This window comes from Mesorhizobium sp. RCAM 05104 (assembly GCF_059683645.1).
Map to the genome: position 1 here is coordinate 6,097,426 of NZ_CM185033.1, position 26,320 is coordinate 6,123,745.

Consider the following 26,320-nt stretch of genomic DNA (forward strand, 5'->3'; position numbering starts at 1 on the left):
AATTCACACCATGATGCAGGCAGGTATTTTCACGGGCTATTTCCCGTACGGTCTCGAAGAGACGGCGAAGAAGATCCGCGGGCTCGGTTTCAACACGGTGCAGCTCGACCTGCACTTCAAGGATGTCGACCTGTCGGCCGGCCAGATCACCAAGGACAAGGCGAAGAAGGTCCGCGACGTCTTCCGTGACAACAACCTGCCGGTTTGCTGCGTGTCGGGCTACACCAACATCATCCATCCCGACAAGGCCGAGCGCGACAAGCGCGTCGGCTATCTGAAGGAAATCATCCGTTACGCCCGCCATTTCGGCTCGCCTTACGTGATCTCGGAGACCGGCACCTACAACACCGAATCCGACTGGGTGCATCACCCCAAGAACAAGACCGAGGAAGGGTTCGAGGAATGCCGCAAGGTGATCGCCGACCTCGCCCAGACCGCCTATGATCACGGCGCGGTGTTCCTGCTCGAGACCTATGTCAACAACGTCGTCGGTTCGGTCGAGGAGACGGTGAAGATGTTCGCGCAGGTCGACCATCCCGGCCTCGGCCTGTTGATGGATCCGACCAACTATTTCGAGACGCACAACATCGACAAGATGGACCAGATCCTCAACCAGGTGTTCGACACGCTGACCGACAAGATCAAGATCGCGCACGCCAAGGACGTCAAGCGCTCGGGCGGCGACAAGTCCGAGAAGCACGCCGATATCGGCGACGAGGACGCGCTGGAAAGCCACACCTTCCGCGGTGTCGGCGAGATCGAACTGCCGGCACCTGGCCTCGGCTCGCTGAATTACGATCTCTATCTCCAGCGGCTGGCGCAGAAGCATCCGAACATCCCGGTCATCATCGAGCATCTGTCGGAAGACGACGTGCCGCGCGCCAAGAAATTCCTCGACGGGAAGTTCCGCGCCAACGGCCTGTGATGGCCGGTTGCGGCGCCGGCTGAGGGGACGACAGTGCAGTGAATGAAGCGGCCGTCACATGGTAGAGCTCTACGGCAAGACGCTTTCGCGCAGGCAGGTCCGGGAACGCTCCGGCATGCTGTCGCAATTCGCCGGCGTGCGGCTGATGACACTCGGCGACGGGGTGGAGCGCGGCATCCGCATGCTGGAGTTCCGCACCGGTTCGGGCCTGCGCTTCACCGCGCTGGCCGACCGTGCGCTCGACATCGCCGATTGCGAATTCAAGGGCCAGGCGATCGGCTGGCATTCGCCGAGCGGCTTTCGCCATCCGGGCCTGCACGACTACGAAGGGGAAGGGGGGCTGGCCTGGGCGCGCTCCTTTTCCGGCCTGCTTGTCACCTGCGGCCTCGACCACATACTGGGCCGGGAAGAAGTGCCGGCCGACAGCTACAACTACCCGGGCAGGAAGACCGTGGTTCATTCGCTGCATGGCCGCGCCGGCACCATTCCCGCACGGCTGACGGGCTATGGCGAGAGCTGGGACGGCGACCGCTGCGTGCTGTGGGCCGAAGGCATCGTTCAGCAGTCGGCCGTGTTCGGCGAAGACCTGCATCTCATCCGCCGTATCGAGGCCGATGTCGGCGGCAACGAGATCCGGCTCTTCGACCGTGTCGTCAATCACGGCTTCAGCCGCACGCCGCATATGTATTTCTACCATGTCAATGTCAGCCATCCCCTGCTCGACGAGGGTTCGCGCTATCTGGCGCCGATCCGGGACGTTGTCTGGGCCGGCCATGATGGCGAGTGTTATCGGGCACAAACGGTCGGCTACCGCACCGTGCCGGCGCCGCAGCTGGGTTTCAGCGAACAGGTCTGGCAGCATGAGATGACGGCCGATGCCAATGGCGAGGTGCCGGTCGCGCTGGTCAACGATCGCATCGGCCTTGGCTTCGAAGTGGTGACGCGCAAGGACCAGCTGCCTTGCGCCTATCAATGGCAGAATTTCCAGGCGGGGCAGTATGCGTTGGGCATCGAACCTTCGACGCATCATGTGCTGGGCAATCTCGCCGCGCGCGAACGCGACGAGATGATCTGGCTGGAGCATGGCGAAGGCCGCTCCTATGATGCGGTGTTCCGCGTTCTCGACGGCGCGAGCGAAATCGCCGCCTGCGAGCGGCGGATCGCGGCGATCGCGATGCAGCCGCAAGAGGATTACCCGGCGCCGTCGGGCAATTTTCCGACCTTGAGGGGCAGGCCGTGATGTCGATGACGAGCCCATGCCGCGGCAAATGGCAGGTTGTGGATCAGCCTGCCCGATTTACCATCCGGAGGCCATGATGACGGCTGGCAAGACGAAGCGCGACTACAGCCTGGTCGGTGAAAGCACGCGGATCGCGATCGAAACCGGGCTGGCCTCGGCGGAATGGTATCACACCGATGTCCCGCGCAAAGCGATGAAGGAGCTGATGCAGCGTTCCGACGGCCCGGCGATCCGCGACACGCTGATCTGGATCGTCGCCATATTGGCTTCCGCCGCTGGAATCATCTGGTTCTGGGGCACGTGGTGGGTTGTGCCGTTCCTGTTCGTCTACGGCGTGCTCTACGGTTCCTCGAGCGACTCGCGCTGGCACGAATGCAGCCATGGCACCGCTTTCCGCACACGCTGGATGAACGACGTGGTCTACCAGATCGCCAGCTTCATGCTGATGCGCAATCCCGTGCAATGGCGCTGGAGCCATGCCCGCCACCACACCGATACGATCATCGTCGGCCGCGACGCCGAGATCGCCGTCATGCGGCCGCCAGACCTCCTGAAGGCGGCACTGGCCTTCACCGGCATCCTCGATTTCCGCTATTCATTGCCGATTTTGGTGCGCCAGGCGTTCGGCAGACTGTCGGACGACGAGAAGAGCTATATTCCGGAGATGGAGCAAGGCAAGGCGGTTGTCGCGGCCCGTTGGCACATCGCCATCTACATCGCGACGCTTGCGCTTGCGCTCTACACACGCTCGTGGCTGCCGCTGGTGCTGATTGGCCTGCCACGCCTTTACGGTACCTGGCACATGGTGACCACCGGCCTGCTGCAGCATATCGGGCTCGCCGACAATGTCGTCGATCACCGGCTCAACACGCGCACCGTCTACATGAACCCGATCAGCCGGTTCATCTATTGGAACATGAACTATCATGTGGAGCACCACATGTTTCCGATGGTGCCGTATCACGCACTGCCCAGGTTGCACGAACTGATCAAGCACGATCTGCCGCAGCCCAACCCGTCGATGTGGCATGCCTATCGAGAGGTCTGGCCGGTCCTGCTCAGGCAGCTGAAATACGAGGACTATTACCTCAAGCGCGAATTGCCGCCGACGGCCAGGCCCTATCGTGGCGAATTCCACAAGGTCGATATGTCGGCGGCCGCCGAATAGTTTGAGGGGCCGCAGAGGCTGGACCACGAGGAGACGCAAATGGCCGACTGGGTAGAGGCGTGCGCCGTGAGCGACGTCGACGAAGAAGACGTCATCCGCTTCGACCATGGCGGACGAACCTTCGCCATTTATCGCAGCCCGGATGATGAGTTCTTCGCCACCGACGGGTATTGCACGCATGAGAAGGCGCATCTGGCCGACGGCCTGGTGATGGACGACATCATCGAATGCCCCAAGCACAATGGCCGCTTCAACTACAAGACGGGTGCCGCCAAGGGCGCGCCGGTCTGCGTCAACCTCAAAACCTATCCAGTGAAGATCGAAGCTGGCAAGGTCATGGTCGAGATCTAGAGCAACACCTGCGGCCGTACCCCAAGCAACAAGAGGAACCATGCCGATGAGCCGAAAGAGACCGACGGTGGCGGACCTGCGCGCCATGAAGGGCAAACGCCAGCTCACCATGCTGCGCGTGCTGACGATGGATGAGGCCGAGGCCGCCGAGCGGGCCGGGGTCGACATCGTCTCTGTGCCGCCCGAACTGGTGCTCAATCCGCAATATCGCGATGCGGCGCCCAGCCTGTTCACCATGCCGGGCGAGAACTTTTTCGAGATCGGCACATCAGACGATTTCGTGCGCTGGGCCTTTCGGCTCTACAAGGCGAGCGCCGACGCGGTCTATTGCAGCGCCGGCTATGCCACCATCAAGCGGATGGCGGACGACGCCATCCCGGTCATCGGCCATGTCGGGCTGATCCCGTCGCGCGCCACATGGACCGGTGGCTTCAAGGCGGTCGGCAAGACCGCCGACACCGCGATGCAGGTCTTCGAGGCGGTCAAGCAACTGGAGGCCGCCGGCGCCATCGGCGCCGAGATCGAAGTGGTGCCGGTGGAGGTGGCGAAAGCGATCTCGGAGCGCACCTCGCTGATCATGCTGTCGATGGGGGCGGGCACCGGCTGCGACGCGCAATATCTGTTCGCCGACGATATCCTCGGCCAGAATCGCGGCCACATGCCACGCCATTCCAAGGTCTACCGCAATTTCGCGACCGAATACGACCGCCTGCAAGCGGAACGGATCGCCGCTTTTTCCGAATATGTCGCCGACGTCAACAGTCTGGCCTATCCCGAGGACAAGCATGTGGTGCATATGGATCCGGCTGAGCTCAGCCTGTTCATGAAGAGGGTCGACGGGGCGTGAAATCTCAAGGCAATGATGCGACGGCCGAGGCAGCGCCGGTATATACTCTGACCCTGTCCTGCGAGGACCGGCCGGGGATCGTCGCCGCGGTCACGGCGGAGCTTGCCGCGAACGGCGCCAACATCGCCGAAAGCAGCCAGTTCTGGGACCGGCAGACGAACCGCTTTTTCATGCGGATCGCCTTCACCAGCCCGCCGGGCTCGAGCAAGGACAGTCTGGAGCGGGCCCTGAAATCAAGCGTTGACCGCTTCGGCATGAAGACCGTGCTGGTCGACCAGGCGCGCCGCCCGAAGATCGTCGTCATGGTCTCGAAATTCGACCACGCGCTTCTCCATCTGCTGTACCAGATCAGGGTCGGCTGGCTGAACGCGGAGGTTGCCGCCGTCGTCTCCAACCACGAGGATGCCCGCCGCTTCGCCGAGCTGGAGGGCATCACCTACCACCATTGGCCGACCACGAAGGAAAACAAGGCCGAACAGGAACAGAAGCTGCTGGACCTGGTGCAACGGACGGGAGCCGAGCTGGTGATCCTGGCGCGCTACATGCAGGTGTTTTCAAAAGGCCTGTCGGACCGGCTGTTCGGACGGGCGATCAACATCCACCATTCCTTCCTGCCGAGCTTCAAGGGCGCCAAGCCGTACCACCAGGCCTTCGACCGCGGCGTCAAGCTGATCGGCGCGACAGCGCATTATGTCACCTCCGACCTCGACGAGGGCCCGATCATCGAGCAGGAGACCGAACGCGTCACCCATGCGATGAGCGCCGAGGATTTCGTCGCGGTCGGGCGCGACATCGAGAGCCGTGTGCTGGCGCGCGCCGTCAAGCTGCATCTCGAGGCACGCGTCATGCTCAACGGCCACAAGACCATCGTCTTCTGAGCGAAGCCGCGTTAGACCGGCCAACTTCCGCCGGCCAGCGCTGCGTAGAGCGCCTCGGCGTCGATGCCGAGCGGCCGATCCTCTTTCAGGGCAGGGACGAGCGCGCGTGTTGCCGTGTGGACCGTGGTGGTGCGGGGCGCTAACGTGAACCCGTCGCGCAGGTCGACTGCCTGCGCGGCCGCCATCAGCTCGAAGGCGATCAGCCGCCGCCACAGCGCGATCATCACAGCACATTTGGCAACCGCCAGCGGCGTCTGCGCGGCATGGTCCTCGACGCCTTCCGATACGGCCAAGAAATCGAGCATCATCGGATTGGCCTTGTGGCGGATGGCGGCGAGCACCGATGTCACCGTCTTCTGCAACGGCACGAAGCCGGCCGAGGCGCCGCCGACCGGCGACAGATATTTCGGCAGGCCGTTGCGGCCCGACCCGGTGAGCTGGATGAAGCGGGCGGCACTTGCGGCGGCGCATTGAGCGATCGCCAGGCCGAGCGTCTCGAAGGCGAGCGACAGCGCGGCGGTGTGGAAATTGCCGGTCGACAGCACCAGCTCGTCGTCGCTTAGCACCAATGGGTTGTCGGCGGCGGCATTGAGCTCGATCTCGACGGCTTGTCTCGCCTGACCGATCGCCTCGATCAACGCGCCATGGATCGACGGCATGCAGCGGATCGACAGCGGGTCCTGCAAGGTGGTCGGCGCCGGCGCCTCGTCGCGGGCGAGCAGATCGTGAAGGACCTTGGCGGCCTCCTGCTGGCCGGCCGCCGGACGCGCCATATGCAGCCGCGGATCGAGGATGGTGCGGTTGGCGCCGATGCCTTCCATGGTCAGCGCGGCGGCCTGCTGCTGCTGGGCAAGGGCGGACAGCGCATCCGTCACCGCCAGTGCGCCGCTGCCGGCGGACACCGAGGAAGCATTGATCAGTGACAGCCCGTCCTTGGGTGCGAGGGTGACCGGGGCGAGGCGGGCCATCATCAGCGCCTTGGCGGCCGGCATGCGCCGGCCCTGATATTCGGCTTCGCCTTCGCCGATCAGCAGGCGCGCAAGGGACGTCATCAGCACCAGGTCGCCGGCGCCGACCGAGCCAAGCGACGGCATCACCGGATGAACGCCGGCATTGAGCGCGTCGACCAGGGCGACAAACACGGCAGGAGAAAGGCCGGAGCCGCCGACGGAGAGCATCGCTACCCGGGCAAACATGGTTGCCCGCACGGCCTCGACCGGCAGCGCTTCGCCGACGGCGCCGCTGCGTCCCTCCAGCAACTGGCGCTGGAAGGCGCTGGCATCGCCCTCCACCGCAGTGCCGAGATTGGCGCCAAGCCCGGTGTTCAGGCCATAGATCTGCTGGCCGGACGCGGCAGCCTGGTCGAGCACTTTTCGCGCCTTCGCCAATCCGCCGATGATTTCGGGCGCGATCTCCACCTTGCGTGCCGCGCGCGCGACGGCGGCGACATCGCCAACACCGACCCTGGCTCCGGTCAGGACGAGCGCGCTCATGCGAAGCGCAGCCTCTGGCCGATGCCTTGCGCCTGCGCCTTCGCCAACATCGCCTTGCCGAGCGCGATGTCGGACAGCGACAGGCCGCGATGCCAGAACAGGATCGTCTCGCCGTCATTCTCTCGCCCGACCTTGAGCCCGGCGGCGATCTGGCCAAGCTCGGCATGCAGCGTCTTCTCGCTCAGCCGTCCGGTCTCGACATGGGCACGCAGTGAACCGAACTTGCCGGCCTTGCACTGGCCCCAGTCGTCGACGACCATCTTCTGCATGATGTCGGTCAGCGACAGTTCCACCGCGCTCATCGTGCCATAGGGCACGACCAGCGCGCCGGGCTTGATCCATTCGGTCTTCAACAAGGGTTGCGGCTCCAGCAGCCGCGAAGCCTCGACAACGATGTCGGCGCCCTCGATGCAGCTCTTCCAGTCGGCTACCGCGGTCACCGTCTTGCCGAGGTCGGCGGAGAGCTTGGCGGCGAAATCGTCGCGGCTTTCCGGGCGGCGCGAATGGACGCGGATTTCGTCGAAGTCAAAGAGATGGTCGAGCAGACGGACGTTCCAGTAGGCGGTGCCGCGCGCGCCGATATGGGCCAGCACCTTCGAATTCTTGCGCGCCAGATGTTTGGCGCCGATGGCGGTGACGGCGCCGGTGCGCATGTCGGTGATGACGGTGGCGTCGAGGATGGCGCGCGGCGTGCCGGTGCGCGGGTCGAACAGATTGAGGATGCCGAATTCCGAGGGCAGTCCATGCAGGTAGTTGTCGACATAGTCGCCGACGATCTTGACGCCGGCGGTGTCGAGCGGGGCGACGTAGCCGCGCAAGACATTGAAATGACCGTGGAAGGACGGGTCGGGCTCGAGATGGACGCGTGGCTCGATCACCGTCTGGCCCTTGCCTTGCGCGACCAGGCCGGCCTCGACGGCGGCAATGATTTCACCATCGGTCATGGCAAGCGCATCGATGTCGAGGGCATTGAGGTAGTCGATATAGATGGGCTTCATTTTGCGCGCACACTTTCCTCGGTCGCCCCGCTCATCCCATAGCAGCCCGCGGCGCGACACGAAAGTTTGTTGCGCCATCTCTGGACGCAGCCGGCCAAATGCTGTTCAAACCGGTTCCGTCATGACTGCCATTCCCGAGACCGAAACCTTACCCGAAACGGCCACGAATGCGCGGCGCGTGGCGCTGATCGTCGCCATCGCCTTCTTCATGCAGCTGCTGGATTCGACGATCATCTCGACCTCGTTGCCGCAGATGGGCGCCTCGTTCGGCGTGCCGGCGGTGGCGATGAGCATCGGCATCACCGTCTACATGCTGACCATGGCGGTGTTCGTGCCGCTGTCGGGCTGGCTCGCCGACCGTTTCGGCGCGCGCAACATCTTCCTCGTGGCGATCGCGCTGTTCACGCTGGCCTCGCTCGCCTGCGGCTTCTCGCAGAACCTGACCGAGTTCGTCGCTGCCCGCGCCGTGCAGGGCCTGGGCAGCGCACTGATGACGCCGGTCGGCCGTATCCTGGTGCTGCGCAACGCCTCGAAGTCGGAACTGCTCAACGCCACGGCGCTGATCACATGGCCGGCGTTGTTTGCGCCCGTGGTCGGACCGGTGCTTGGCGGCTTCATCACCACCGCGCTGTCCTGGCACTGGAATTTCTTCATCAACATCCCGCTCGGGGCGGTTGGGCTGGCGCTGGTCGCCCGCTTCATTCCGGGTGACCGCGAAGCCGATCCCAAACCTCTCGACTGGCCCGGCTTCGTGTTGACGTCGGCGGGGCTCGCCTCGATGCTCTACGGTCTCGAACGCATTGCGCATCCTGAGGATGGCGTCCTGCCGACGGTGCTGCTGATCGCCGCCGGTATCGTCATCGGCTGGCTGGCGGTACGCCACCTCTTGCGCGCCCGGCATCCACTGCTCGACCTCTCGTCGTTCAAGGTGCTGACCTTCGCCATCTCGACGCTGTCGGCTGGCACCAACTTCCGGGTGGCGATCAACGCCACGCCGTTCCTGTTGCCGTTGCTGTTCCAGGTCGGCTTCGGTCTCAGCCCGATCGACGCCGGCATGATGATCCTTGCCTATTTCCTTGGTAATCTCGGCATGAAAACGGTGACGACGCCGACGTTGCGGCGCTTCGGCTTTCGCCGGGTTCTGGTCATCAACGGACTGATCGCCTCCGCATCGATCATGGCCTGCGCGGCGATCTCGCCGCAGACGCCGCAAGCGCTGGTGATCGTGTTGATGCTGCTCGCCGGCCTGTCGCGCTCGATGCAGTTCACCGCGCTCAACACGCTGGCCTTCGCCGATGTCGCGGCATCCCAGCGCAGTTCTGCGGCGACCTTGTCCAGCATGCTGCAGCAGGTGGCGATGCTGTTCGGCGTCGCGGTGGCGGCGGCGATCCTCAACCTGTCGCAGATCGCCAGGGGCCGGACGGCGCTCGACCTCGTCGATTTTCGAATCGCGTTCCTGGTGATCGGCGCCGTCGGGCTGGTGACGTCATTCCGTTTCCTCGCGCTGCCGCCGGGTGCGGGCGCCGAGGTTTCCGGCCACGCGCCGGGGAATTGAAATCGAATTTTTCCGCCTGATGCGGAGATAAATTCCGCCTTGTCCCTTCGCCTTGAGGCGGAGCTTTCGCGAGCCGCCGCAACGGCGCAATCAATTGTCAAAAATGCAGGAGTTTCCGGGCATTGCGCCAGTTTTGGCAATCGATGCGTCCACTCGATGAATATCGCCGTGGACGAGGCTTGCGAGCGCGGATTCATTTGACGAACCGGCGCTGAGCCGATTAGCTTTTGTTCTTCGGGGATGGCAGCGCTGCCATCGGGGCGAAAGCAGACATGAACTCGATAGGCTGGCCGAATTTGAGGAGCCTGAATCAGGAAGGCATTGTCTTTGCCATCGCGGTGGCGCTGTTCGTTGCCGCGGCAATAGGCCTGCCGGGCTTCATCGATCCCAACAATCTCGTCGCCATCGTACGTTCGGTGTCGGTGCTGGGCATTCTGGCGCTTGGCATGGCCGTCGTCATCATCGGCCGCGGCATCGACCTTTCCGCCGTTGCGATCATGGCGATGTCGGTCGCCTGGTACCTGCAGTTGCTCAACACCGGGACCTCGGATGGGCTGGCCTTTGCCTATGTGCTGGCCGGCGTATTGGCCATCGGCCTGCTCAACGGCTTTCTCGTCGCCTATGCCGACGTGCCGGCGATCTTCGTGACGCTGGCGACCGGCTCCTTCGTCTTCGGCTATGTGCGCTCGCAACTGATCACCCAGGATGCAGTGCCGGTGCCGCAGGGGCATTGGGTCGAGTTGCTCGGCGGCCTGCGCTTCCTCGACATTCCCATCGAGGTCTTCGTCTTCGCCGGCCTGGCCTTCCTGTTCTTCCTGTTCCTGCGCTACACCAAATGGGGCCGCTACATCTATTTCGCCGGTGACAATCCGACCGCTGCGCGCAACATCGGCATCCCGGTGCGGCCGATGCTGGTGCTGCGCTATGTGCTCTCCGCCTCCGTCGCTCTGATCGCCGGCCTGCTAACGGCGGCCAGCCTGCATTCGATCAACACCCGTGTCGTCAATTCGACGCTGCTCTACGACATCGTGCTGGTGGCGGTGATCGGCGGCATCGGCCTGTCCGGCGGGCGCGGCGGGGTGCGCAACGTGCTGGTGGGGGCGGCGCTGATCGGCATCCTGCTCAACGCCATGACCATCATCGACATTCCGTTGCTCTACCAGAACCTGATCAAGGCGGCGATCCTGCTGGGGGCGATCATCGTCGACGGCATCATCAATCCACGTGACGAGCAGACCGCCCAGCAGGGCGATATCTAGACCAGACGCGGACGGTAGGGGCCGGCCGTGAACAACAACAGCAAAACAGAGGATGTGACATGAAACTGATCAGAACACTCATGGCCGCCGCCACGGCGCTTGCCGTTACCGCCTTCGTGGCGCCAACCTTCGCCGCCGACGATCCGGGCCCGGCCGCCTACGCGCAGGCGCTCAAGGGCAAGCGCGTGATGCTGGTGCCGCTGGCGATGGGCTTCGACCTGGCGCAGGGCTGGGCCCATTACCTGAAGAAGGAAGTCGAGGCGTGGGGCGGCACTTTCGAAACGCGCGATCCGAACTGGGTCGTCGATGCCGGCGCGCAGGCGATCACCGACGCCATCTCCTCGGACACAAGGCCTGATGTGCTGATCATCCATGCGCCGGATCTCAACTCCTATTCCAAGCTGATGAAGAAGGCGCAGGCCGCCGGCACCTATGTGCTCTTGGTCGACAATCCCGCCAACTTCCCGGCCGATGCCTTTGTCGGCAGCGACTGGGACCGGCTTGGCCAGCTTGAGGCTGAAGCGGCGATCAAGGGCTGCGGCGAGAACTCGTCGAAGAAGATCGGACTGGTGCAGGGCGACCAGGCGAACTCGTCGAGCCTCTACCAGTATGCCGGCATCATGAAGGTGCTGGACAAGCATCCCGACTTCAAGGTGGTGGCCAAGCCCGATTCCAACTGGGACGCGACGACCTCGCGCAACGTGACGACGACGATGCTGCAGCAGAACCCGGACATCTGCTCGATCATCGATTTCTGGGATGGTGACGCCACCGGCGCGTCCGCCGCGATCCGCGACGCCAAGCTCGACGGCAAGGTGTTTTTGGTCACCACCGGCGGCGGCGAGAAGGCGGCTGACTGCGACAAGCTGCAGGACGGCACCTATGGCGCGGTGGTGATGACCGAGCTGGCTCGCCAGTCGGGCGACATGAATGCGATCATCAAGTTCCTGCTGCAGAGCGGCCAGCCGGCCGGCACCTCGCACACCTACATCTATACGCTGGAGAAGGCGACGACCAAGGCGGACCTCAAGCCAGACAGCTGCTGGGACCTGAAGGCGCTGCAGGCAGAAGCAGCGGCGAAGTAAGCCGATCCTCGCCAATCGATATCAACGAGGTGGCCGGACTGCCGGCCACCTCTTTTTCCTTTTCTCTCGCGGCAGCAGTGACCTGATGTCCTTTCGCGAACGCCTCCAGTCCTGGCGCTACAATCTCGTGCCCGACCATCTCGTCGGTGAGATCCTGACCAAACGCTGGACCGATAACGCCATTCCGTTCCTGGCGCTGGTGGTGACATTGGCGACCTTCGGCTCGGTCATTCCAGGCTTCTTCAAGCTGACCTCGCTGCAGGAATCGACCCGCCAGCTCGGCGAGTTCTCGATGGTCGTCACCGGCATGACGGTGGTGATGCTGGGCGGCGGCATCGACCTGTCGGTCGGTTCGATCTTCGCGCTGTCCTGCTTTTCCGCCGTCTATGTCTTCTTCATCCTCGAACAGTCGATCTGGCTGGCGCTGGCCGCGTCGATCGCCACCGGCCTCGTGTTCGGCGCCATCAACGGCTATCTAGTCGGGTATCTGCGGCTGCGCGCCTTCCTCACCACGCTGGTCACCTTCATCTTCGGGCGGGCGCTGTTCGACATCCTCGTCACCACCTACGCCGCCGACGTGCAGCTTTCGACCGCCACATCGGATGTGCTCGATTTCATCGGCGACAGCACCTTCTGGGGGCTCTCCGTCTCGGTGTGGCTGGCCATAATCCTGGCCATCGTCACCCACATCGCGCTGACGCGCTCGCGGCCCGGCTGGCATGTGGTGGCGGTCGGCGGCTCCAGGCGCTCGGCCCACAATGCCGGCATTCGCGTGCGGCGCACCGTGTTCATGACCTATGTCTTCTCCGGCTTCTGCGCCTCGATCGGCGGCTTTCTCATCGCCTGCCGCTTGAGCGGGGCGGGGCCCGGAACCGGCCTAAACCTCGAGATCATGGCGCTGACGGCGGCGGTGGTCGGCGGCGTCAGCCTTGGCGGCGGGCGCGGTTCGGTGATCAAGGGCCTGATGGGTGCCATCATCGTGCTGACCATGACCAACGGGCTGATCCGGCTTGGCTACGGCACCGGCACCAACCAAATGGTCCTCGGCATCATGCTGGCCGTGGCGGTGACCATCGACATCCGCTGGCTGAAGAACCGCCACAAGGTGCTGAACGAGGTCTATGTCGCACCGGTCTATCTCAAGATGGGCGCGACACAGTCGGCCGCACCCGGCTCCGGCACGCCCTACGAACTCGACAACAGGTTGTCGGCAGCCGACCATATCGGGCTTGGTGAACTGGAGGGACCGGAGGACGTCATCCTCGACCGCGACGACCACCTCTATTGCGGCACGCGGCATGGCGAGATCGTTCGTTTCTTCGCGCCGGACTACGTCAAGGCGGAAGTGTTTGCCCATATTGGCGGCTTTCCGCTGGGGCTCGCCTTCGACAGATCAGGCAATCTGATCAGCTGCGTCGGCGCCATGGGACTCTATTCCGTATCCCCGGATCGCGAGGTGAAACGGCTGTCGGCCGAGACGTCGCGCTCCTGGACTTCGATCATTGACGATGCGCGGCTGCGAGACCCCAATGATTGCGACATCGCTCCCGATGGCCGCATCTATTTTACGGACTCCACGAAGCGCTACGATGCGCATGATTGGGCGCTGGACTCGATCGAGAACCGCGCCACCGGCCGCCTGCTGGTCTATGACCCGAAGGACGGTTCGACGAAGACGCTGCTCGATGGCTATCGCTACACCAATGGTGTCTGCATAGCGCATGACGGCAAGTCGCTGTTCTTCGCCGAAAGCTGGGCCTGCCGGGTGCATCGCTACTGGTTGGAAGGGCCGAAAGCCGGCACCGCCGAATGCGTCATCCGCGACATGCCGGGCTACCCCGACAACATCAACCGCGCGTCCGACGGCAATTACTGGATGGCCTGGCTCGGCATGCGCACGCCGAGCTTCGACCTGTCGCTGCGCCACCCCGACATGCGCAAGCGCATGACGCGCCGGCTGCCGCAGGACGAATGGCTGTTCCCCAACATCAACACCGGCGGCGTGGTCAAATTCAACGAGAAGGGCGGCATCGTCGAGGCGATGGGCGACCTCTCAGGCGGTGCGCACCCGATGGTCACCTCGATGCGCGAGCACAAGGGTTTTCTGTTCGTCGGCGGCATCCTCAACAACCGCATCGGCCGCTACAGGATTTCGGGCGCCGACCCGAACTGGACCAGCCCGGCTTCCTATTGGGGGGCAAAACCATGATCCTCGATCCGATCCTGGATATCTTTCGCGGCAAGGCCGTCACCATCCCGCCGCTCGACGGCGCCTTTCGGCCCAACACGCGGCTCGATGATGCGCCGGCTTTCGCCGAACTGTCCGAGCCGGACAATCTGCTGGTCTCCGGCGACAGGCTGCTCGCCTCCAGCGGCAACGCCATCTATTCGATTGCTGTCGGCGCCGCGCCCGTCGTGGCCGAGACCTTTCCATCTCCCGTCACGGCGCTGGCGCTTTCACCATCGGGCGAACTGACGGTCGGGCTGGAAAGCGGCAAGTTGGTGATTGCCGGCAAGGAAGTCTTGCTCCCGGCTGATGTGCGCTGCATCACGGCACTTGCCTATGCAGACGATGGCACACTTTGGCTGGCCAACGGTTCGGCCGAGCACGCGCCGTCGCAATGGGCCGCCGACTTGATGAAGAAGGGCGCCTCCGGTTCGCTGTGGCGATGCGGGCCGGGAGCGATCGGCTTCCAGAAAGTCGTCGGCAACATCGCGTTCCCATACGGTCTTCATCCGATCGGCAAGGATGTGCTGGTCAGTGAAAGCTGGCGCCATCAACTGGTGCGTTTCGACGGCGCGACAGGCAACCGTTCGACCGTTTTGACGCATCTGCCCGGCTATCCCGCGCGCCTTTCCCCATCCCCCGATGGCGGGGCTTGGCTGACCTTGTTCGCGCCACGCAACCGGCTGATCGAATTCGTGCTGCAGGAGACGCACTACCGGCAGGACATGCTGGCACAGGTGCCGCCGGCCTACTGGATCGCGCCGGCGCTGGCTTCCAGCCGCAGCTTCCTCGAACCGCTGCAATGCGGCGGCATCCGCATCATGGGCATTCACAAGCCGTGGTCGCCGAGCCGCTCCTACGGGCTGGTGGTCAGGCTCGACCGGGAGATGCAGCCGCAGTTCAGCCTGCACAGCCGCGCCAACGGCACGCGCCACGGCATCTGCAGCGCCGCCGAGAAAGACGGCCGGCTGTTCATCGCCTCTAGGGGCGGCGATTGCGTGCTGGCGATCGACCTCGCGTCGGGAGGTTTTTGATGGAACCGATCGTCCGCCTGGAGAATGTCACCAAGAATTATCGCGGCGTGCCCGCGGTGAAGAATGTCAGCTTCGAATTGCGCAAGGGCGAGATCCACGCACTGCTCGGCGAGAACGGCGCCGGCAAATCGACGCTGACCAAGATCATCGCCGGCGTGGTCGATGCCACCTCCGGCAAGATGTTCCACAAAGGCGCCGAGATCGCTTACGCCTCGCCGCATGCCGCCCTCGAGGCAGGCATTGCCATGGTGTTCCAGGAAACCAGCCTTGTGCCGTCGATGACCGTGGCACAGAACCTGTATCTCGGTACTGAAAAATTCCTCAACCGACTGCGCGGCACGTATATTTCAGCACAGCAGTTCCTGCAGTCGCTGAATTTTGCGGTCGATCCGAACGCCATGGTGGCGACGCTGGGAGCGGCCAAGCGGCAGATGGTCGAGATCGCGCGCGCCGTGCACCACAATGCCGAGATCATCATCTTCGACGAGCCGACCGCGACACTGACGCCGGAAGAAAAGCGCCACTTCTTCGCGTTGATCCGCCGGCTGAAGGCGAGCGGCGTTTCCATCGTCTTCATCAGCCACGCTCTGGAAGAAGCGCTGATGATCGCCGACCGCATCACCATCCTGCGTGACGGCGAGCTTGTGATCACCGACGACACATCGGCCTTCGACCGCGACCGGATTGTCGCCGCCATGGTCGGGCGCACCTTGTCGGGGCAGATCTACCGGCAGCGCGATGAGGCGAAGCTGCGCAAGGCCGGCAAGAAGGTGCTGTCGGTGCAGGACATCTCGATGAGCAATGTCGTGCGCAACAACTCCTTCTCGATCTTCGAGGGCCAGATCACCGGCGTGTTCGGGCTGATCGGCTCGGGCCGCACCGAGACGTTCAAGATCGTCTCCGGCATCTACAAGCGCGATTTTCTGCGTGGTGGCGCCATCGAGCTGGACGACAGGCCGGTGCGCTATCTCGTGCCGAGCGAGGCGGTGGCCGACGGCATCGTCTACGTCACCGAGGACCGAAAGAGCGAAGGCATCTTCGAGACGATGGGCATTGCAGAGAACCTGTTCGGCGGGCTGCTGGCGGCGGGCCGCGAAAAGGCCTGGGTGATCAACCAGCAGGAGATGCGCACCCTTTCGGCCGAATGGACGAAGACGCTGAACATCAAGGCGATCAACGACAATGCGCGCGTCGTCGAGCTGTCCGGCGGCAACCAGCAGAAGGTGGTGATCGGCAAGGGACTGGTGCAGCAGCCGCGCATCGTCATCTTCGACGAGCCGACGCGCGGCGTCGATGTCGGCGCCATCGCCGAGATCCACCAGATCATCAACCGGCTGGCCGACGAGGGCCTCGCCGTCGTCGTCATCTCATCCTACCTGCCGGAGATCATGAACCTGTCCGACCGCATCCTGGTCTGCCGCCAGGGCCGCATCGTCGAGGAGTTTTCGCCGGCGGAGGCGACGGAAGAGAAGATCATGTACGCGGCGGTGCATTAGGTTTCTGGCTGGTGCCTGGTGGGTGCGTATACGTTGGCAATTGGCGAAAACGCCTGTCCCTTCGTCATCCTGGGGCGTAGCAAGGAGCGAAGCGACGCGGCGCAGACCCCAGGATCCATGCCGGGACTCGGAAGTGCCACCACGGTGCAGGATTCTGCTCCGCTGCACACTTCGAGAGACGTCACGGAATGGATCCTAGGGTCTCCGCGACGGAGCTTCGCTCCTGCTTCGCCCTAGGATGACGAAAGTGAGGGTTCGCCAGATTTCCACTGTGTTGCGCTCAGCAAAAACTGAATCATCCAAGTCGATTGCCTGCAATTGCTCAAGACCTGATTCAATTCATATGAAAGGACCCAATCATGGCCACCACAAGACTTCTCAGCGATGCCGAGGTGGAGAAAATCCCGGCCGTGAAGGCCGTGTTCGAAGACATCCGCGCGACGCGCAAATCCGATTTCGTCAACAATTTCTGGCGCGGGCTGGCCAATGATCCCCCAGCGCTGAAGCGGATCTGGGAACAGCTGAAGGTGGTGATGGTGGCCGACAGCGCCATCGACCCACTCACCAAGGAGATGATCTACATCGCGGTGTCGACCGCCAATGGTTGTTCCTACTGCGTCCACTCGCACACGGCGGCGGCCCGCGCCAAGGGCATGACCGACGCGCAGCATGGCGAGCTGGTGTCGATCATCGGCCTTGCGGGGCAGACCAATCATCTGGTCACGGCAATGCAGATCCCGGTCGATCCGCAGTTCGAGGTGAAGTGAGGCGGAGGCGCTACACCGGCCGATAAACCTTCTCCGCCGTGTTCCAGAAAATATCCGCCTCCGCCGCCGCGCCATGCCTGGCCACCGCATCCCGGTGCGCCTTGATCAGCTCGGCGTGGCTGGTCCACAATTTCTCGATCGGGAAGTTCGAGCCGAACATCAGGTGGTCGCTGCCAAGGATGTCGATCGCATGGTCGACGATGTAGGCAATCAGCGCCGGGTCGTTGCGGTGGACGAAGGTGCCGAGGCCGGACAGCTTGGCGTAGAAATTGGGCGCGGCTGAAAGGGTGCGCAGGCCGGCCTTCCAGGCTTCGGTGGTTTCCGACTCCATGCCGGTCAGCATGCCCGCATGGGTGAGGATGAAGTTGGTTTCGGGGTTCTCGCCGACCAGCGTCAGCCCGTCCTTCATCTGCGCTGGGAAAAGTTGCAGGTCGAAGGACAGGTCGTAGTCCTTCAGGCGCGCTATATTGGCGCGTACCTTCGGGTCGATGACTTGGTCGGCCGAAGCGGCGAAGCGGAAGGCCGGCGTCTCGTGCCAGTGCAGTTGCATGCGCACACCACGCAGCAGCGGATATTTTTTCAGCCGGTCGATCTGCGGCCTGACATCGTCGACGGTCATGTCGGTATAGCCGACAATGGCATGCGGCCAGCCAGTCTCGTCGGCGGTTTTCTGCAGGAAGGCGACCTCCTTCTCGAAATCCTCCTTGGCCCAGTTGGTCTGGACATAGACGGCCTTCTCGACGCCGGCGCCCCGCTGGTCGGCCAGAAACTCCTCGATCGGGTAGTCGCGACGGATCGGCTCGTAAGGGCCGAAGATGCGCGGCACCATCGGTCCGACCAGCCAGGGCTGGTCCTGCTGGCGCCAGATGTGGAAATGCGCGTCGATGGCTTTCTGCATCATGAAACCCTCTTCCAGATTGCCGCCGCCGCTGGAGCCGGGCGGGCAAGCGACAGGATGAAATCGGTGAGACCGGCGAGCGACGAACCGTCGACGAGATCGTCGAGCACTGGCAGGATGGCGCGAAGTGCCGCCGTTGCCGGCTGGAAGCGTGGGTCGCCAGCCAACGGTGTCGCCAACGAGAGCCGGAAGGCACGGGCGCTCAGCCGGCGCATCGCCGTCTCCAGCTCGGCGTGGTCGCCGCGCTCCAGTGCGTCGGAAAGGATGACGACGGCGGCACCGCGCGCGAAGGCCGAGAAGCGCGGCACCGAGAGGAAGGCCAGCAGGGTTGGCCCCATTCGGGTGCCGCCGTCCCAATCGTCGACCAAGGCCGTCGCACGCGCCAGCGCCTGGTCGCGGTCGCGAATACGCAGCGCTGAGGTGATGCGGGTCAGCCGTGTGCCGAAGGTGAAGATCTCGACGCGATCTCCACCTTGCACGGCGGCATGGGCGAGCTTGAGATAGTCCGCGGTGTGCAGTTTCATCGATCCAGAGACGTCGATGAGCATTAGCAGCTTGCGCGGCACGGTCTGACGGCGGCGCAGCAGCGGCGAGGGGACGTCGCCATCGGCGCTGATGATTTCCCTGAGCGACCGGCGCAGGTCGAGCTTGCCGCGCGCGTGGGTGCGCACGGTGCGGAAGGAGCGGCGGGCGGGTAGGGCAGAGGCGAGCTTGCGTCGAAAACCGGTCAGCCTGTCGTCGTCGCGCTGGAAGTCGCGCGTGCTCAGCTGTTCGGCGCCGGAGGACAGTTCGCCGCCTTCCTGCGGGCTGACCACCTCGATCTCTTGCTGATCCGAGCCGCCATCATCCTTGATGCGGGTTTCCTCGTCGGTGTCGCCTTCGACCACGGCGGATGTGTTGCCGTAGAAATGGCTTTGGAAATGCGCTTCGAATTCGTCGCGGCGGTCCGGCGGCGGTGCCAGTGTGGCAAGGGCAGCCTCGCGGATATCGGCCATGGAGCGTGGTCCGAGCAATGTCACCGCCTGCATGAAGCCTGACACCTGCTCCGGCGCGATGGCAAAGCCGTAGCGGCGCAGAAGGCGACCGAAGCCTAGGAGGGGTGCTGCGGCGCGAGGTAGGGCGCTCACGCCAGTGCCTCCTCGACGATCCGGCCAAGCTCCGGCGCGATGTAGGAGAGGTCTTCCTCATCCTTGATCAGCACGCCGATGGCGCGGCGAAACGCTTCCGGCCAAGGGCTGCCGCCCTTTTCCAGAATGGTGGCGGCATTCGCCCATTCGACTGCCTCGGCGATGCCGGGCGGCTTGGCGAGCGGGCGTGCGCGGATGGTCCGCACGGCTGCCGCCACCGCGCGTGCGGTGGCTTGTGCGACATCGCCGGCGCGCAGCATGATGATGGCGGCTTCGCGCTCGGCGTCGGGATAGCCGATCCAATGATAGACGCAGCGGCGGCGCAGCGCCTCGGCCAACTCCCGGGTGCGGTTCGAGGTCAGGATGACGATCGGCTGCGCGGCAGCGCGGATGGTGCCGCGCTCGGGAATGCTGATCTGGAAATCGGAGAGGAATTCGAGCAGAAGCGCCTCGAATTCATGGTCGGAACGATCAATCTCGTCGACCAGCAGCACGCGCTGCTCCGGCGCCCTCAACACCTGCAGCAGCGGCCGGGCGATCAAGAAACGGTCGTCATAGATGTCGATTTCCTTGTCGCCGGCATGGCGGATGGCGAGCAACTGGCGCTGGTAGTTCCATTCGTAGAGCGCGTGCGCGGCGTCGATGCCTTCGTAGCATTGCAGCCGCACCAGGTCGCGGCCGAGCAGGCTGGCGATCGCCTTGGCCGCTTCCGTCTTGCCGACGCCAGGCGCGCCTTCGAGCAGCAGCGGCTTGCCCAGCCGGATGGCCAGGAAGATGGCGGTGGCCAGGCTCTCATCGGCCAGATAGCGCGAGGCGGCGAGGTGCTGCGCCACCGCCTCCGGCGAGGTCGCGACAGTCTCGGCGTTCACCTCGAGCATTGTCAGCACTCAATTCGGTGCTTGCGCCTTGAGCGCGCGCAGGATGCGTTCCGGTGTGATCGGCAGCGTGTCGATGCGCACGCCGACAGCGTCGAAGACGGCATTGGCGACCGCTGGAATCTGCGGGTTGGCGCACATTTCGCCCGGTCCCTTGGCACCGTAAGGTCCGTCGGCGGAAGGCCGTTCCAGCACGATGATCTCGGTTTCGGCAAGATCGCCGGGACCCGGCATCAAATACTGGTTGAAGTCGGTGCCGCCATGGTCGCGGTTGGGGTAGTAAGGCTCGGTCGTCTCGTAGAGCGCGTGGCTGATGCCCATCCACGAGCCGCCGACGAGCTGCTGCTCGACCATTTTCGGATTCAGCGCGCGGCCGATCTCGAAAATGTTCTTGACCGTCAGCACGGTGACTTCGCCGGTCTCGTCATCGACCTCGACCTCGGCCACCGTGCAGGCATGCGCGTAGCAGGTCGACGGCTTCATCGCGCCGGTCTCCTTCTCCGGATAGGAACGCGGGATCAGGAACATGCCGCGGCCGGAGATCGAGCGGCCGCGCTTGAAATGCGCCGACAGCGCGACATCGAAGATCGAGATCGATTTCTGCGGGGCGCCCTTGACCAGGATGTTGCCCTGGCCGTCGGTCTCGAGGTCGGAGGCGTTGACTTCCAGTTCCTCGGCCGCCACTTCCAGCATCACCTGGCGCGCTTCCCTGGCGGCCTGGATGACGGCGTTGCCGGCGCGGTGGGTGCCGCGCGAGGCAAACGTGCCCATGCAGTGCGGGCCGGTGTCGGTGTCGGCGGTGTCGACGACGACGCGGTCGGTCGGCACGCCGATCGTCTCGGCGCAGATCTGAGCCATGATCTGCTTCATGCCCTGGCCGAGATCGACCGATGACAGCGTCACCATGAAATTGCCGGTCGGTGTCGAGTGGACCAGCGCCTGGGTCGGATCGCCGCCAAGGTTCATGCCGGTCGGATAGTTGATCGCGGCGACGCCGCGTCCGCGTCTGATCGCCATCTCAAGCTCCCTTCGCGTAGGAGGACATCGCCATATACTTCTCCGCCACCGGCCAGTTGGCGGCGCGGGAGGCTTCCTGCATGCACTCGATTAGCGCCGCCCCCTCCGTCGGCTGGCGATGCGCCTTCATGTCACCGTCGCGATAGGCGTTGATGAAGCGGAATTCGAGCGGATCCATGCCGATCAGCCGCGCCAGCTTGTCCATCTGCACTTCCAGCGCGAAGTCGCCGATGGTGACGCCGAAGCCGCGCATGGCGGAGGAGGGCGTACGGTTGGTGTAGACGCAATAGGTGTCGATCCAGACATTGGGGATCGTGTAGGGGCCGGGATAATGCCCGGCGCCTTTCTGGGCGCCATAGGGCGAGTGGCGCGAATAGGCGCCGGCATCAGTATAGCCGGTGACTTTGCGGGCGACGATGCGGCCGTCCTTCATGACGCCGTCCTTGATGACGACCTTTTCGGCCGCGCGGGGTGACGATATCTGCATCTCCTCCTCGCGGCTGTAGATGAAGGAGACCGGCCGACCAGTCAGCTTGGCGCCGAGAATGGCGATCGGCTCGACGATGACGTCGACCTTGCCGCCAAAGCCGCCGCCGACGGTGCCGCCGACGAAATGCAGTTTGTTGCCGGGCATCTGCAGGATGATCGAGGCATTGTCGAGGGTGAAGAACATCGCTTGCGTATTGGTGTAGCAGGTGAAGCGGTCATTGCCCTCGGGCGCGACCACGCAGCCGGTGGTCTCGGTCGGTGCATGCTCGATCGGCGAGGACTGGTAAGTCTGCTCCAGCACATGATCGGCGCCGGCAAAGCCCGCCTCGACATCGCCGAAGCGCACCTTGCGGCACTCGCCGCTGTCATAGAGGTAGTAGTTCTGGCCGTGGTACTCGTTGACCAATGGCGCGCCGGGCTTCAGCGCTTCCTCCATGTCGAAGACGGCCGGCAGCACCTCATAGTCGACCTTGACCTTGGCCGCCGCCTCCTGCGCCGCGCGCTCGGTCTCGGCCAGCACCGCCACCACGGCCTCGCCCTTCCAGCGCACCTTGCCGTCGGCCAGCACCGTCTCGTCCTCCGGCCCGATCTGGATCAGGATCAGGATGGTGTAGACATTGTGCGGCACATCCCTGGCGGTCAGTACCTTGACGACGCCCGGGTGTTTCTCGGCCTCCGACGTGTCGATCGAGCGGATGCGGGCATGGTGGTGCGGGCTGCGCACCATCTTCAGGTGCAGCATGCCGGGGAAATTGCGGTCGGCGAAAAAGGCGGTCTTGCCGGTGACGTGGCCGGGGAATCCGAGCGCGGCCGTGGCTGGCCGATCTCGTTCAGATCGTCCTTGCGCACATCGGCGAAGTAGTTCTTGCGCAGTTCCATGGTTGCTTCCCTCAGGCCGCGTTCTGCGAATTGGAGCGGGCCGCAAGCAGCACCGCCTTGATGATCGGCTCGTAGCCAGTGCAGCGGCAGATGTTGCCCGACAGCGCCTCGACCACCTCTTCGCGGCTGGGATTGGGCGTGTGGTCGAGCAGCACCTTGGCGGCCACGATCATGCCCGGCGTGCAGAAACCGCATTGCGTGGCGAAGGCGTCGAGGAAGGCGCGCTGCAGGGGATGCAGGACGCCACCTTCCGAAAGCCCCGATGTCGTGGTGATCGCTGCGCCATTGCAGGCCTCGGCCAGCGTCAGGCAGGAGAGCCTGAGCTCGCCATCGATGATGACCGAGCAGGCGCCGCAGGTGCCCTGATGGCAGCCGCCTTTCGGCGAGGTGTCACCGATCTTGTCGCGCAAGGCGTTGAGCAGCGTCGTGCCGCTGTCGATGAATTCGGCCTTTTCAGAACCGTTGAGCGTGAATTGAACCGGGACCTTTGCCATGTTTCCTCCTTGCGCGCCTGCCCGAACGATCGGACAGACGCGCGCCCCCCGACAGGTGATTAGCTGAGCAACAGCCGGCGCAGATGGACCGGCAGGACTTCCGCGCGATACCAGGCGCTGGCGATCGGATCGGTGATCGGCGAGGTGCCTTCACCGGCAGCGGCCAGCGCCGGCGCGATGCCGTCCTGGTCAAGCCTCCTGCCGAGCAGCGCCTTCTCCGCCACCTTGGCGCGCATTGGCCGGTCGGCCATGCAGCCAAGTGCTATCCGCGCCGACGACACGGTGCCGTCACCAGCCTGTTCGAGCATGGCGGCGATGCTGAGCACCGAGATGCCTTTCGGCTTGACCCGCGACACTTTCAGGAAGCGAAATCCGTCAGCCCCCGCAAGCGTGAAGCCGACCGAGGTGACGATGGCGCGGCTGCCGTCCCGATTGGCCAGAAAGGTCTCGATCGGCGTTTCGCCATCGTCGGTGCTGACCGTGGCGCCAAGCGCCAGCAGGGCGACAGCGAAATCGCCATAGGGAGCCGGTGCGAACAAATTGCCGCCGACGGTCGCCATGTTGCGGATCGCCGGGCCACCGACGGCGCGGGCGGCCCTGGCAAGGGTGCCGAGGTCCGGATGGCGGGCGATCGCCGCCATCGTCACCGAAGCGCCGATGCGGACCTTGCCGCCCGCAATTTCGATGGCGGACAGGGCTGGATCGGTCGAGCGGACGAGGCCGGAAACCGAAACATCGCCTTCATTGGCCGCGCGGACCACGAGTGTCCCCCCACCAAGATAGCGGGTGCCAGCGGCCTTCAGCGCCACGTTGGCGTCCTTGACCGTTGCGAAAGTCTGCAGTGCTAGCGCCATGGCATGCCCCCGCGTTGCGGCTCAATTCTGGCCGGCGAAATGGCTCTTCAGGGCGTTGAAGCCACCCTGGAAGACATTGGCGCCCATGCCCTCGGCCAGCTTGTCGGCTTCCTCGGGCGGCGCGTCGAAGCTGGCGGTCCATTCGGCATAGGTGCGGTCACCATCGGTGACGCGCCGCAATTGCAGTGTCGCCTTGTGGTTGGTCAGCGGCTGCGGCGTCTCCAGGATGGAATAGCTGACGAGGAAGTTCGCGTCGGAGAAGTCGAGCAGCTTTTCACGGATGCGGGCGCCGCTGGCGAGCTGGAAGTTGCGCACGCAGCCGATCGTGCCGGCGTCCTTGCCGTCCTCGATATGGCTTTCGACCATGCGCGGATGCCAGCTCGGCAGTCCGTTGAAGTCGCGTATGCGCGCCCAGACCTGTTCGACCGGCGCGTCGATTACGCTGGAGATGGTGACTTTCGCCATATGGATGTTCCCTTGCAATGCGACACTTGGGCAAGGGTAGGGCGGCCGTCTCCGGGGCGCTTATCAATGCGTCTTGAGTGCGTATCAAGGAGTCTGAAAAAGGTGGCGGCAGGTGGTTCAGGCGATCGCCCGCGCCGCCTCGCGATAAAGCGTCGGCGGCACGCCGACATGGTCGCGGAAGAAGCGCGAGAAATTGCCCTGGGTCGTAAAGCCGAGATTGCAGGCGACCGAGATCAGCGGCTCCTGCGACCACTGCAACTGCCGCACCGCTTCTTCCATGCGCAGCGTGTTCCAGTAGACATTGGGCGTCAGGTTTGTCTGTTCCTTGAACAGGGCGAAGAAGTGCGGCCGCGACAGGCCGACGCTGCGCGCCACCTCGTCGAAGCAGATGCGCTCGCAGACGTTGGCCCTCATCAACTGGATCGCCTTGCGGACGCGGAAATCCTGCATGGTGTTTATGCGGATGCGCGCCTCTTGCGGCGCCGAGGCATTGGCGGCATCGAGCACGCTGTCGATGAAGCGTTCGATCTCGTAGTTGGCGACATCATCGACGCTCTCATTGTCGCTGAGATGGTCGAGCAGGTTGGCGGCGGCCTGGTGCAGCCACGGCTCGAGGTTGATTGCCGCCTGCGAGAACAACGGCGCGGAGGAAGGCAGGTCGCGGCGGCGGCGCGCCCAGTCCGGATCGATGTAGAAAGCGAGGAACAGGCCCGGCGTGCCGTTCTGCGACAGGACGTGGCTGTGCGGCTGGAAGGAGTTGATGCCGGCGGCGGTGCGGGGGCCGAGCCGTACCGTCTCGCGGCCGACGGTCATCTCGCCGGCGGTGCCTTCCAACCAGATGATCAGATGTGCCTCGCCATGGGCATGGGTGACGAAGTCGCTTGCGACATTCAGGACAGAAACATGTCCGAACCGGCCCCAGTAGAGCCTGATCGCTTCCGTCATGGGTATATCCTCCCGCAGACGACTGGCCTCCCTTCGCCTGCAGTGGGGATTGTGCGGCCGAGTTCGGGCGCGCGTCAAGGCGGGGTCGCTGTGCGGACACCCACAGCCGGCCACGACAGAGGATTTTCAGACTGAGCGATAGGTACCTGAACGAATAGCGCCCGGGAGCGAATTGCCCCTTAAACCGAGGCCGTCATGCCGCCATCGACATAGAGTGTGTGCCCATTGACGAAGGACGATGCATCGGAGGCCAGGAACACGGCGGCGCCGATCAGCTCGTCGACATTGCCCCAACGCCCGGCCGGCGTGCGCTTTTCCAGCCAGGCGGAAAACTCCGGATTGTCGACCAGCGCCTGGTTCATCTCGGTGCGGAAATAGCCGGGCGCGATGGCATTGATCTGCAGGCCATGTTTCGCCCAGTCGGTGCACATGCCCCTGGTCAGGTTGCGGATCGCGCCCTTGGTTGCGGTGTAGGGCGCGATGTTCGGCCGGGCCAGTTCGCTCTGCACCGAGCCGATGTTGATGATCTTGCCCTTGCCGCGCGGGATCATGTGGCGGGCGACGGCCTTGCCGGCATGGAAGGCGCCCGACACATTGGTCTTGAACAGCCGCTCCCATTGCTCCTCGGGAAAGTCCTCGAGCGGCGCGCGGAACTGTATGCCGGCATTGTTGACGAGGATGTCGATGGCGCCGATCTCGGCCTCGATGCGGGCGACATCGGCGTTCACTGCCTGAAAGTCGGTGACATCGAAGACCGAGGCATGCGCCTTGAAGCCGGCATCGCGCAGCTTTTCGACGGCGCTGTCGATCCTGGCGCGGTCGCGGCCGTTCAGCACCACGCTCGCCCCGTGTTCGGCGAGGCCGCGCGCCAGGGCGAAGCCTATGCCCTGGCCGGAGCCGGTCACAAGCGCCAGCCGGCCCTCGAGACTGAACAGGGAGCTTGCCATGGACCGT

Annotated in this window: 24 protein-coding genes and 1 pseudogene; 13 read left to right on the top strand and 12 right to left on the bottom strand. The window is 64.2% G+C overall.

What is annotated here, in order from left to right; translation table 11 throughout:
• Window positions 1-10: 10 nt before the first annotated feature.
• The 6 genes from AC56QP_RS29930 to purU all read left to right on the top strand — a co-directional run bounded on the left by AC56QP_RS29930 (window position 11) and on the right by purU (window position 5,409).
• Window positions 11-925 carry a sugar phosphate isomerase/epimerase family protein gene (locus AC56QP_RS29930; protein WP_489862208.1) on the top strand — a complete coding sequence of 305 codons (915 nt, stop codon included), beginning with the start codon at window positions 11-13 and terminating at the stop codon, window positions 923-925.
• A gap of 58 nt (window positions 926-983) precedes the next feature.
• On the top strand, window positions 984-2,165 hold the full coding sequence (locus AC56QP_RS29935) for an aldose 1-epimerase family protein (RefSeq protein ID WP_489862207.1): 1,182 nt from the start codon (window positions 984-986) through the stop codon (window positions 2,163-2,165).
• 73 nt (window positions 2,166-2,238) lie between these two features.
• Window positions 2,239-3,333, top strand: coding sequence for a fatty acid desaturase family protein (locus tag AC56QP_RS29940; RefSeq protein WP_489862206.1), 1,095 nt, complete (start codon window positions 2,239-2,241; stop codon window positions 3,331-3,333).
• A gap of 39 nt (window positions 3,334-3,372) precedes the next feature.
• Window positions 3,373-3,684, top strand: coding sequence for a MocE family 2Fe-2S type ferredoxin (locus tag AC56QP_RS29945; RefSeq protein WP_489862205.1), 312 nt, complete (start codon window positions 3,373-3,375; stop codon window positions 3,682-3,684).
• Between the two features lie 46 nt (window positions 3,685-3,730).
• Window positions 3,731-4,531 carry a 3-methyl-2-oxobutanoate hydroxymethyltransferase gene (locus AC56QP_RS29950; RefSeq protein ID WP_489862204.1) on the top strand — a complete coding sequence of 267 codons (801 nt, stop codon included), beginning with the start codon at window positions 3,731-3,733 and terminating at the stop codon, window positions 4,529-4,531.
• Window positions 4,528-5,409, top strand: coding sequence for a formyltetrahydrofolate deformylase (gene purU / locus AC56QP_RS29955; RefSeq protein WP_489862203.1), 882 nt, complete (start codon window positions 4,528-4,530; stop codon window positions 5,407-5,409). The genes AC56QP_RS29950 and purU overlap by 4 nt, the downstream gene beginning before the upstream one ends.
• Window positions 5,410-5,420: 11 nt before the next feature.
• On the opposite strand, the gene AC56QP_RS29960 is transcribed toward purU, so the two are convergent.
• Entirely contained in the window at window positions 5,421-6,902 is a 1,482-nt protein-coding gene (locus tag AC56QP_RS29960) for an HAL/PAL/TAL family ammonia-lyase (RefSeq protein ID WP_489862202.1), read from the bottom strand.
• A complete protein-coding gene (locus AC56QP_RS29965) occupies window positions 6,899-7,900 on the bottom strand; it encodes an ornithine cyclodeaminase family protein (protein ID WP_489862201.1) in 1,002 nt (333 codons plus the stop codon). The genes AC56QP_RS29960 and AC56QP_RS29965 overlap by 4 nt, the downstream gene beginning before the upstream one ends.
• Window positions 7,901-8,021: 121 nt before the next feature.
• Here AC56QP_RS29965 and AC56QP_RS29970 point away from each other — a divergent pair, with 121 nt between their 5' ends.
• The 7 genes from AC56QP_RS29970 to AC56QP_RS30000 all read left to right on the top strand — a co-directional run bounded on the left by AC56QP_RS29970 (window position 8,022) and on the right by AC56QP_RS30000 (window position 17,323).
• Window positions 8,022-9,455, top strand: coding sequence for a DHA2 family efflux MFS transporter permease subunit (locus tag AC56QP_RS29970; protein ID WP_489862200.1), 1,434 nt, complete (start codon window positions 8,022-8,024; stop codon window positions 9,453-9,455).
• A gap of 272 nt (window positions 9,456-9,727) precedes the next feature.
• Window positions 9,728-10,714 (top strand): ABC transporter permease, encoded by a 987-nt coding sequence (locus tag AC56QP_RS29975; protein ID WP_489862199.1) that lies wholly within the window; start codon window positions 9,728-9,730, stop codon window positions 10,712-10,714.
• A gap of 59 nt (window positions 10,715-10,773) precedes the next feature.
• Window positions 10,774-11,799, top strand: coding sequence for a sugar ABC transporter substrate-binding protein (locus AC56QP_RS29980; protein ID WP_489862198.1), 1,026 nt, complete (start codon window positions 10,774-10,776; stop codon window positions 11,797-11,799).
• Between the two features lie 85 nt (window positions 11,800-11,884).
• Complete coding sequence (locus AC56QP_RS29985; protein ID WP_497100942.1) at window positions 11,885-14,008, top strand: ABC transporter permease; 2,124 nt, start codon at window positions 11,885-11,887, stop codon at window positions 14,006-14,008.
• Entirely contained in the window at window positions 14,005-15,060 is a 1,056-nt protein-coding gene (locus AC56QP_RS29990) for an SMP-30/gluconolactonase/LRE family protein (protein ID WP_489863484.1), read from the top strand. The genes AC56QP_RS29985 and AC56QP_RS29990 overlap by 4 nt, the downstream gene beginning before the upstream one ends.
• Window positions 15,060-16,556 (top strand): sugar ABC transporter ATP-binding protein, encoded by a 1,497-nt coding sequence (locus AC56QP_RS29995; RefSeq protein ID WP_489862197.1) that lies wholly within the window; start codon window positions 15,060-15,062, stop codon window positions 16,554-16,556. The genes AC56QP_RS29990 and AC56QP_RS29995 overlap by 1 nt, the downstream gene beginning before the upstream one ends.
• Window positions 16,557-16,915: 359 nt before the next feature.
• Window positions 16,916-17,323 carry a carboxymuconolactone decarboxylase family protein gene (locus AC56QP_RS30000; RefSeq protein ID WP_489862196.1) on the top strand — a complete coding sequence of 136 codons (408 nt, stop codon included), beginning with the start codon at window positions 16,916-16,918 and terminating at the stop codon, window positions 17,321-17,323.
• 10 nt (window positions 17,324-17,333) lie between these two features.
• Here AC56QP_RS30000 and AC56QP_RS30005 read toward each other — a convergent pair whose 3' ends face one another.
• The 10 genes and pseudogenes from AC56QP_RS30005 to AC56QP_RS30050 all read right to left on the bottom strand — a co-directional run bounded on the left by AC56QP_RS30005 (window position 17,334) and on the right by AC56QP_RS30050 (window position 26,313).
• Window positions 17,334-18,221, bottom strand: coding sequence for an amidohydrolase family protein (locus AC56QP_RS30005; RefSeq protein ID WP_489863483.1), 888 nt, complete (start codon window positions 18,219-18,221; stop codon window positions 17,334-17,336).
• Entirely contained in the window at window positions 18,221-19,348 is a 1,128-nt protein-coding gene (locus tag AC56QP_RS30010) for a vWA domain-containing protein (protein ID WP_489862195.1), read from the bottom strand. Before AC56QP_RS30010 ends, AC56QP_RS30005 begins: the two co-directional genes overlap by 1 nt.
• Window positions 19,345-20,226, bottom strand: coding sequence for an AAA family ATPase (locus AC56QP_RS30015; protein ID WP_489862194.1), 882 nt, complete (start codon window positions 20,224-20,226; stop codon window positions 19,345-19,347). The genes AC56QP_RS30010 and AC56QP_RS30015 overlap by 4 nt, the downstream gene beginning before the upstream one ends.
• 9 nt (window positions 20,227-20,235) lie before the next feature.
• Entirely contained in the window at window positions 20,236-21,240 is a 1,005-nt protein-coding gene (locus tag AC56QP_RS30020) for a xanthine dehydrogenase family protein molybdopterin-binding subunit (RefSeq protein WP_091581178.1), read from the bottom strand.
• A gap of 1 nt (window position 21,241) precedes the next feature.
• Window positions 21,242-22,608 (bottom strand): annotated as a pseudogene (locus AC56QP_RS30025) (xanthine dehydrogenase family protein molybdopterin-binding subunit).
• 11 nt (window positions 22,609-22,619) lie between these two features.
• The gene (locus AC56QP_RS30030) at window positions 22,620-23,102 is read right to left on the bottom strand and encodes a (2Fe-2S)-binding protein (RefSeq protein WP_489862192.1); all 483 of its coding nucleotides are present in this window, start codon (window positions 23,100-23,102) and stop codon (window positions 22,620-22,622) included.
• Between the two features lie 59 nt (window positions 23,103-23,161).
• On the bottom strand, window positions 23,162-23,956 hold the full coding sequence (locus AC56QP_RS30035) for an FAD binding domain-containing protein (protein ID WP_489862191.1): 795 nt from the start codon (window positions 23,954-23,956) through the stop codon (window positions 23,162-23,164).
• Between the two features lie 21 nt (window positions 23,957-23,977).
• A complete protein-coding gene (locus AC56QP_RS30040; RefSeq protein ID WP_489862190.1) occupies window positions 23,978-24,421 on the bottom strand; it encodes an SRPBCC family protein in 444 nt (147 codons plus the stop codon).
• A gap of 117 nt (window positions 24,422-24,538) precedes the next feature.
• Window positions 24,539-25,366: a helix-turn-helix domain-containing protein gene (locus AC56QP_RS30045; protein WP_489862189.1), complete on the bottom strand. Its 828-nt coding sequence runs from the start codon at window positions 25,364-25,366 to the stop codon at window positions 24,539-24,541.
• Window positions 25,367-25,545: 179 nt separating this feature from the next.
• Complete coding sequence (locus tag AC56QP_RS30050; protein WP_489862188.1) at window positions 25,546-26,313, bottom strand: SDR family oxidoreductase; 768 nt, start codon at window positions 26,311-26,313, stop codon at window positions 25,546-25,548.
• Between the last annotated feature and the right edge of the window lie 7 nt (window positions 26,314-26,320).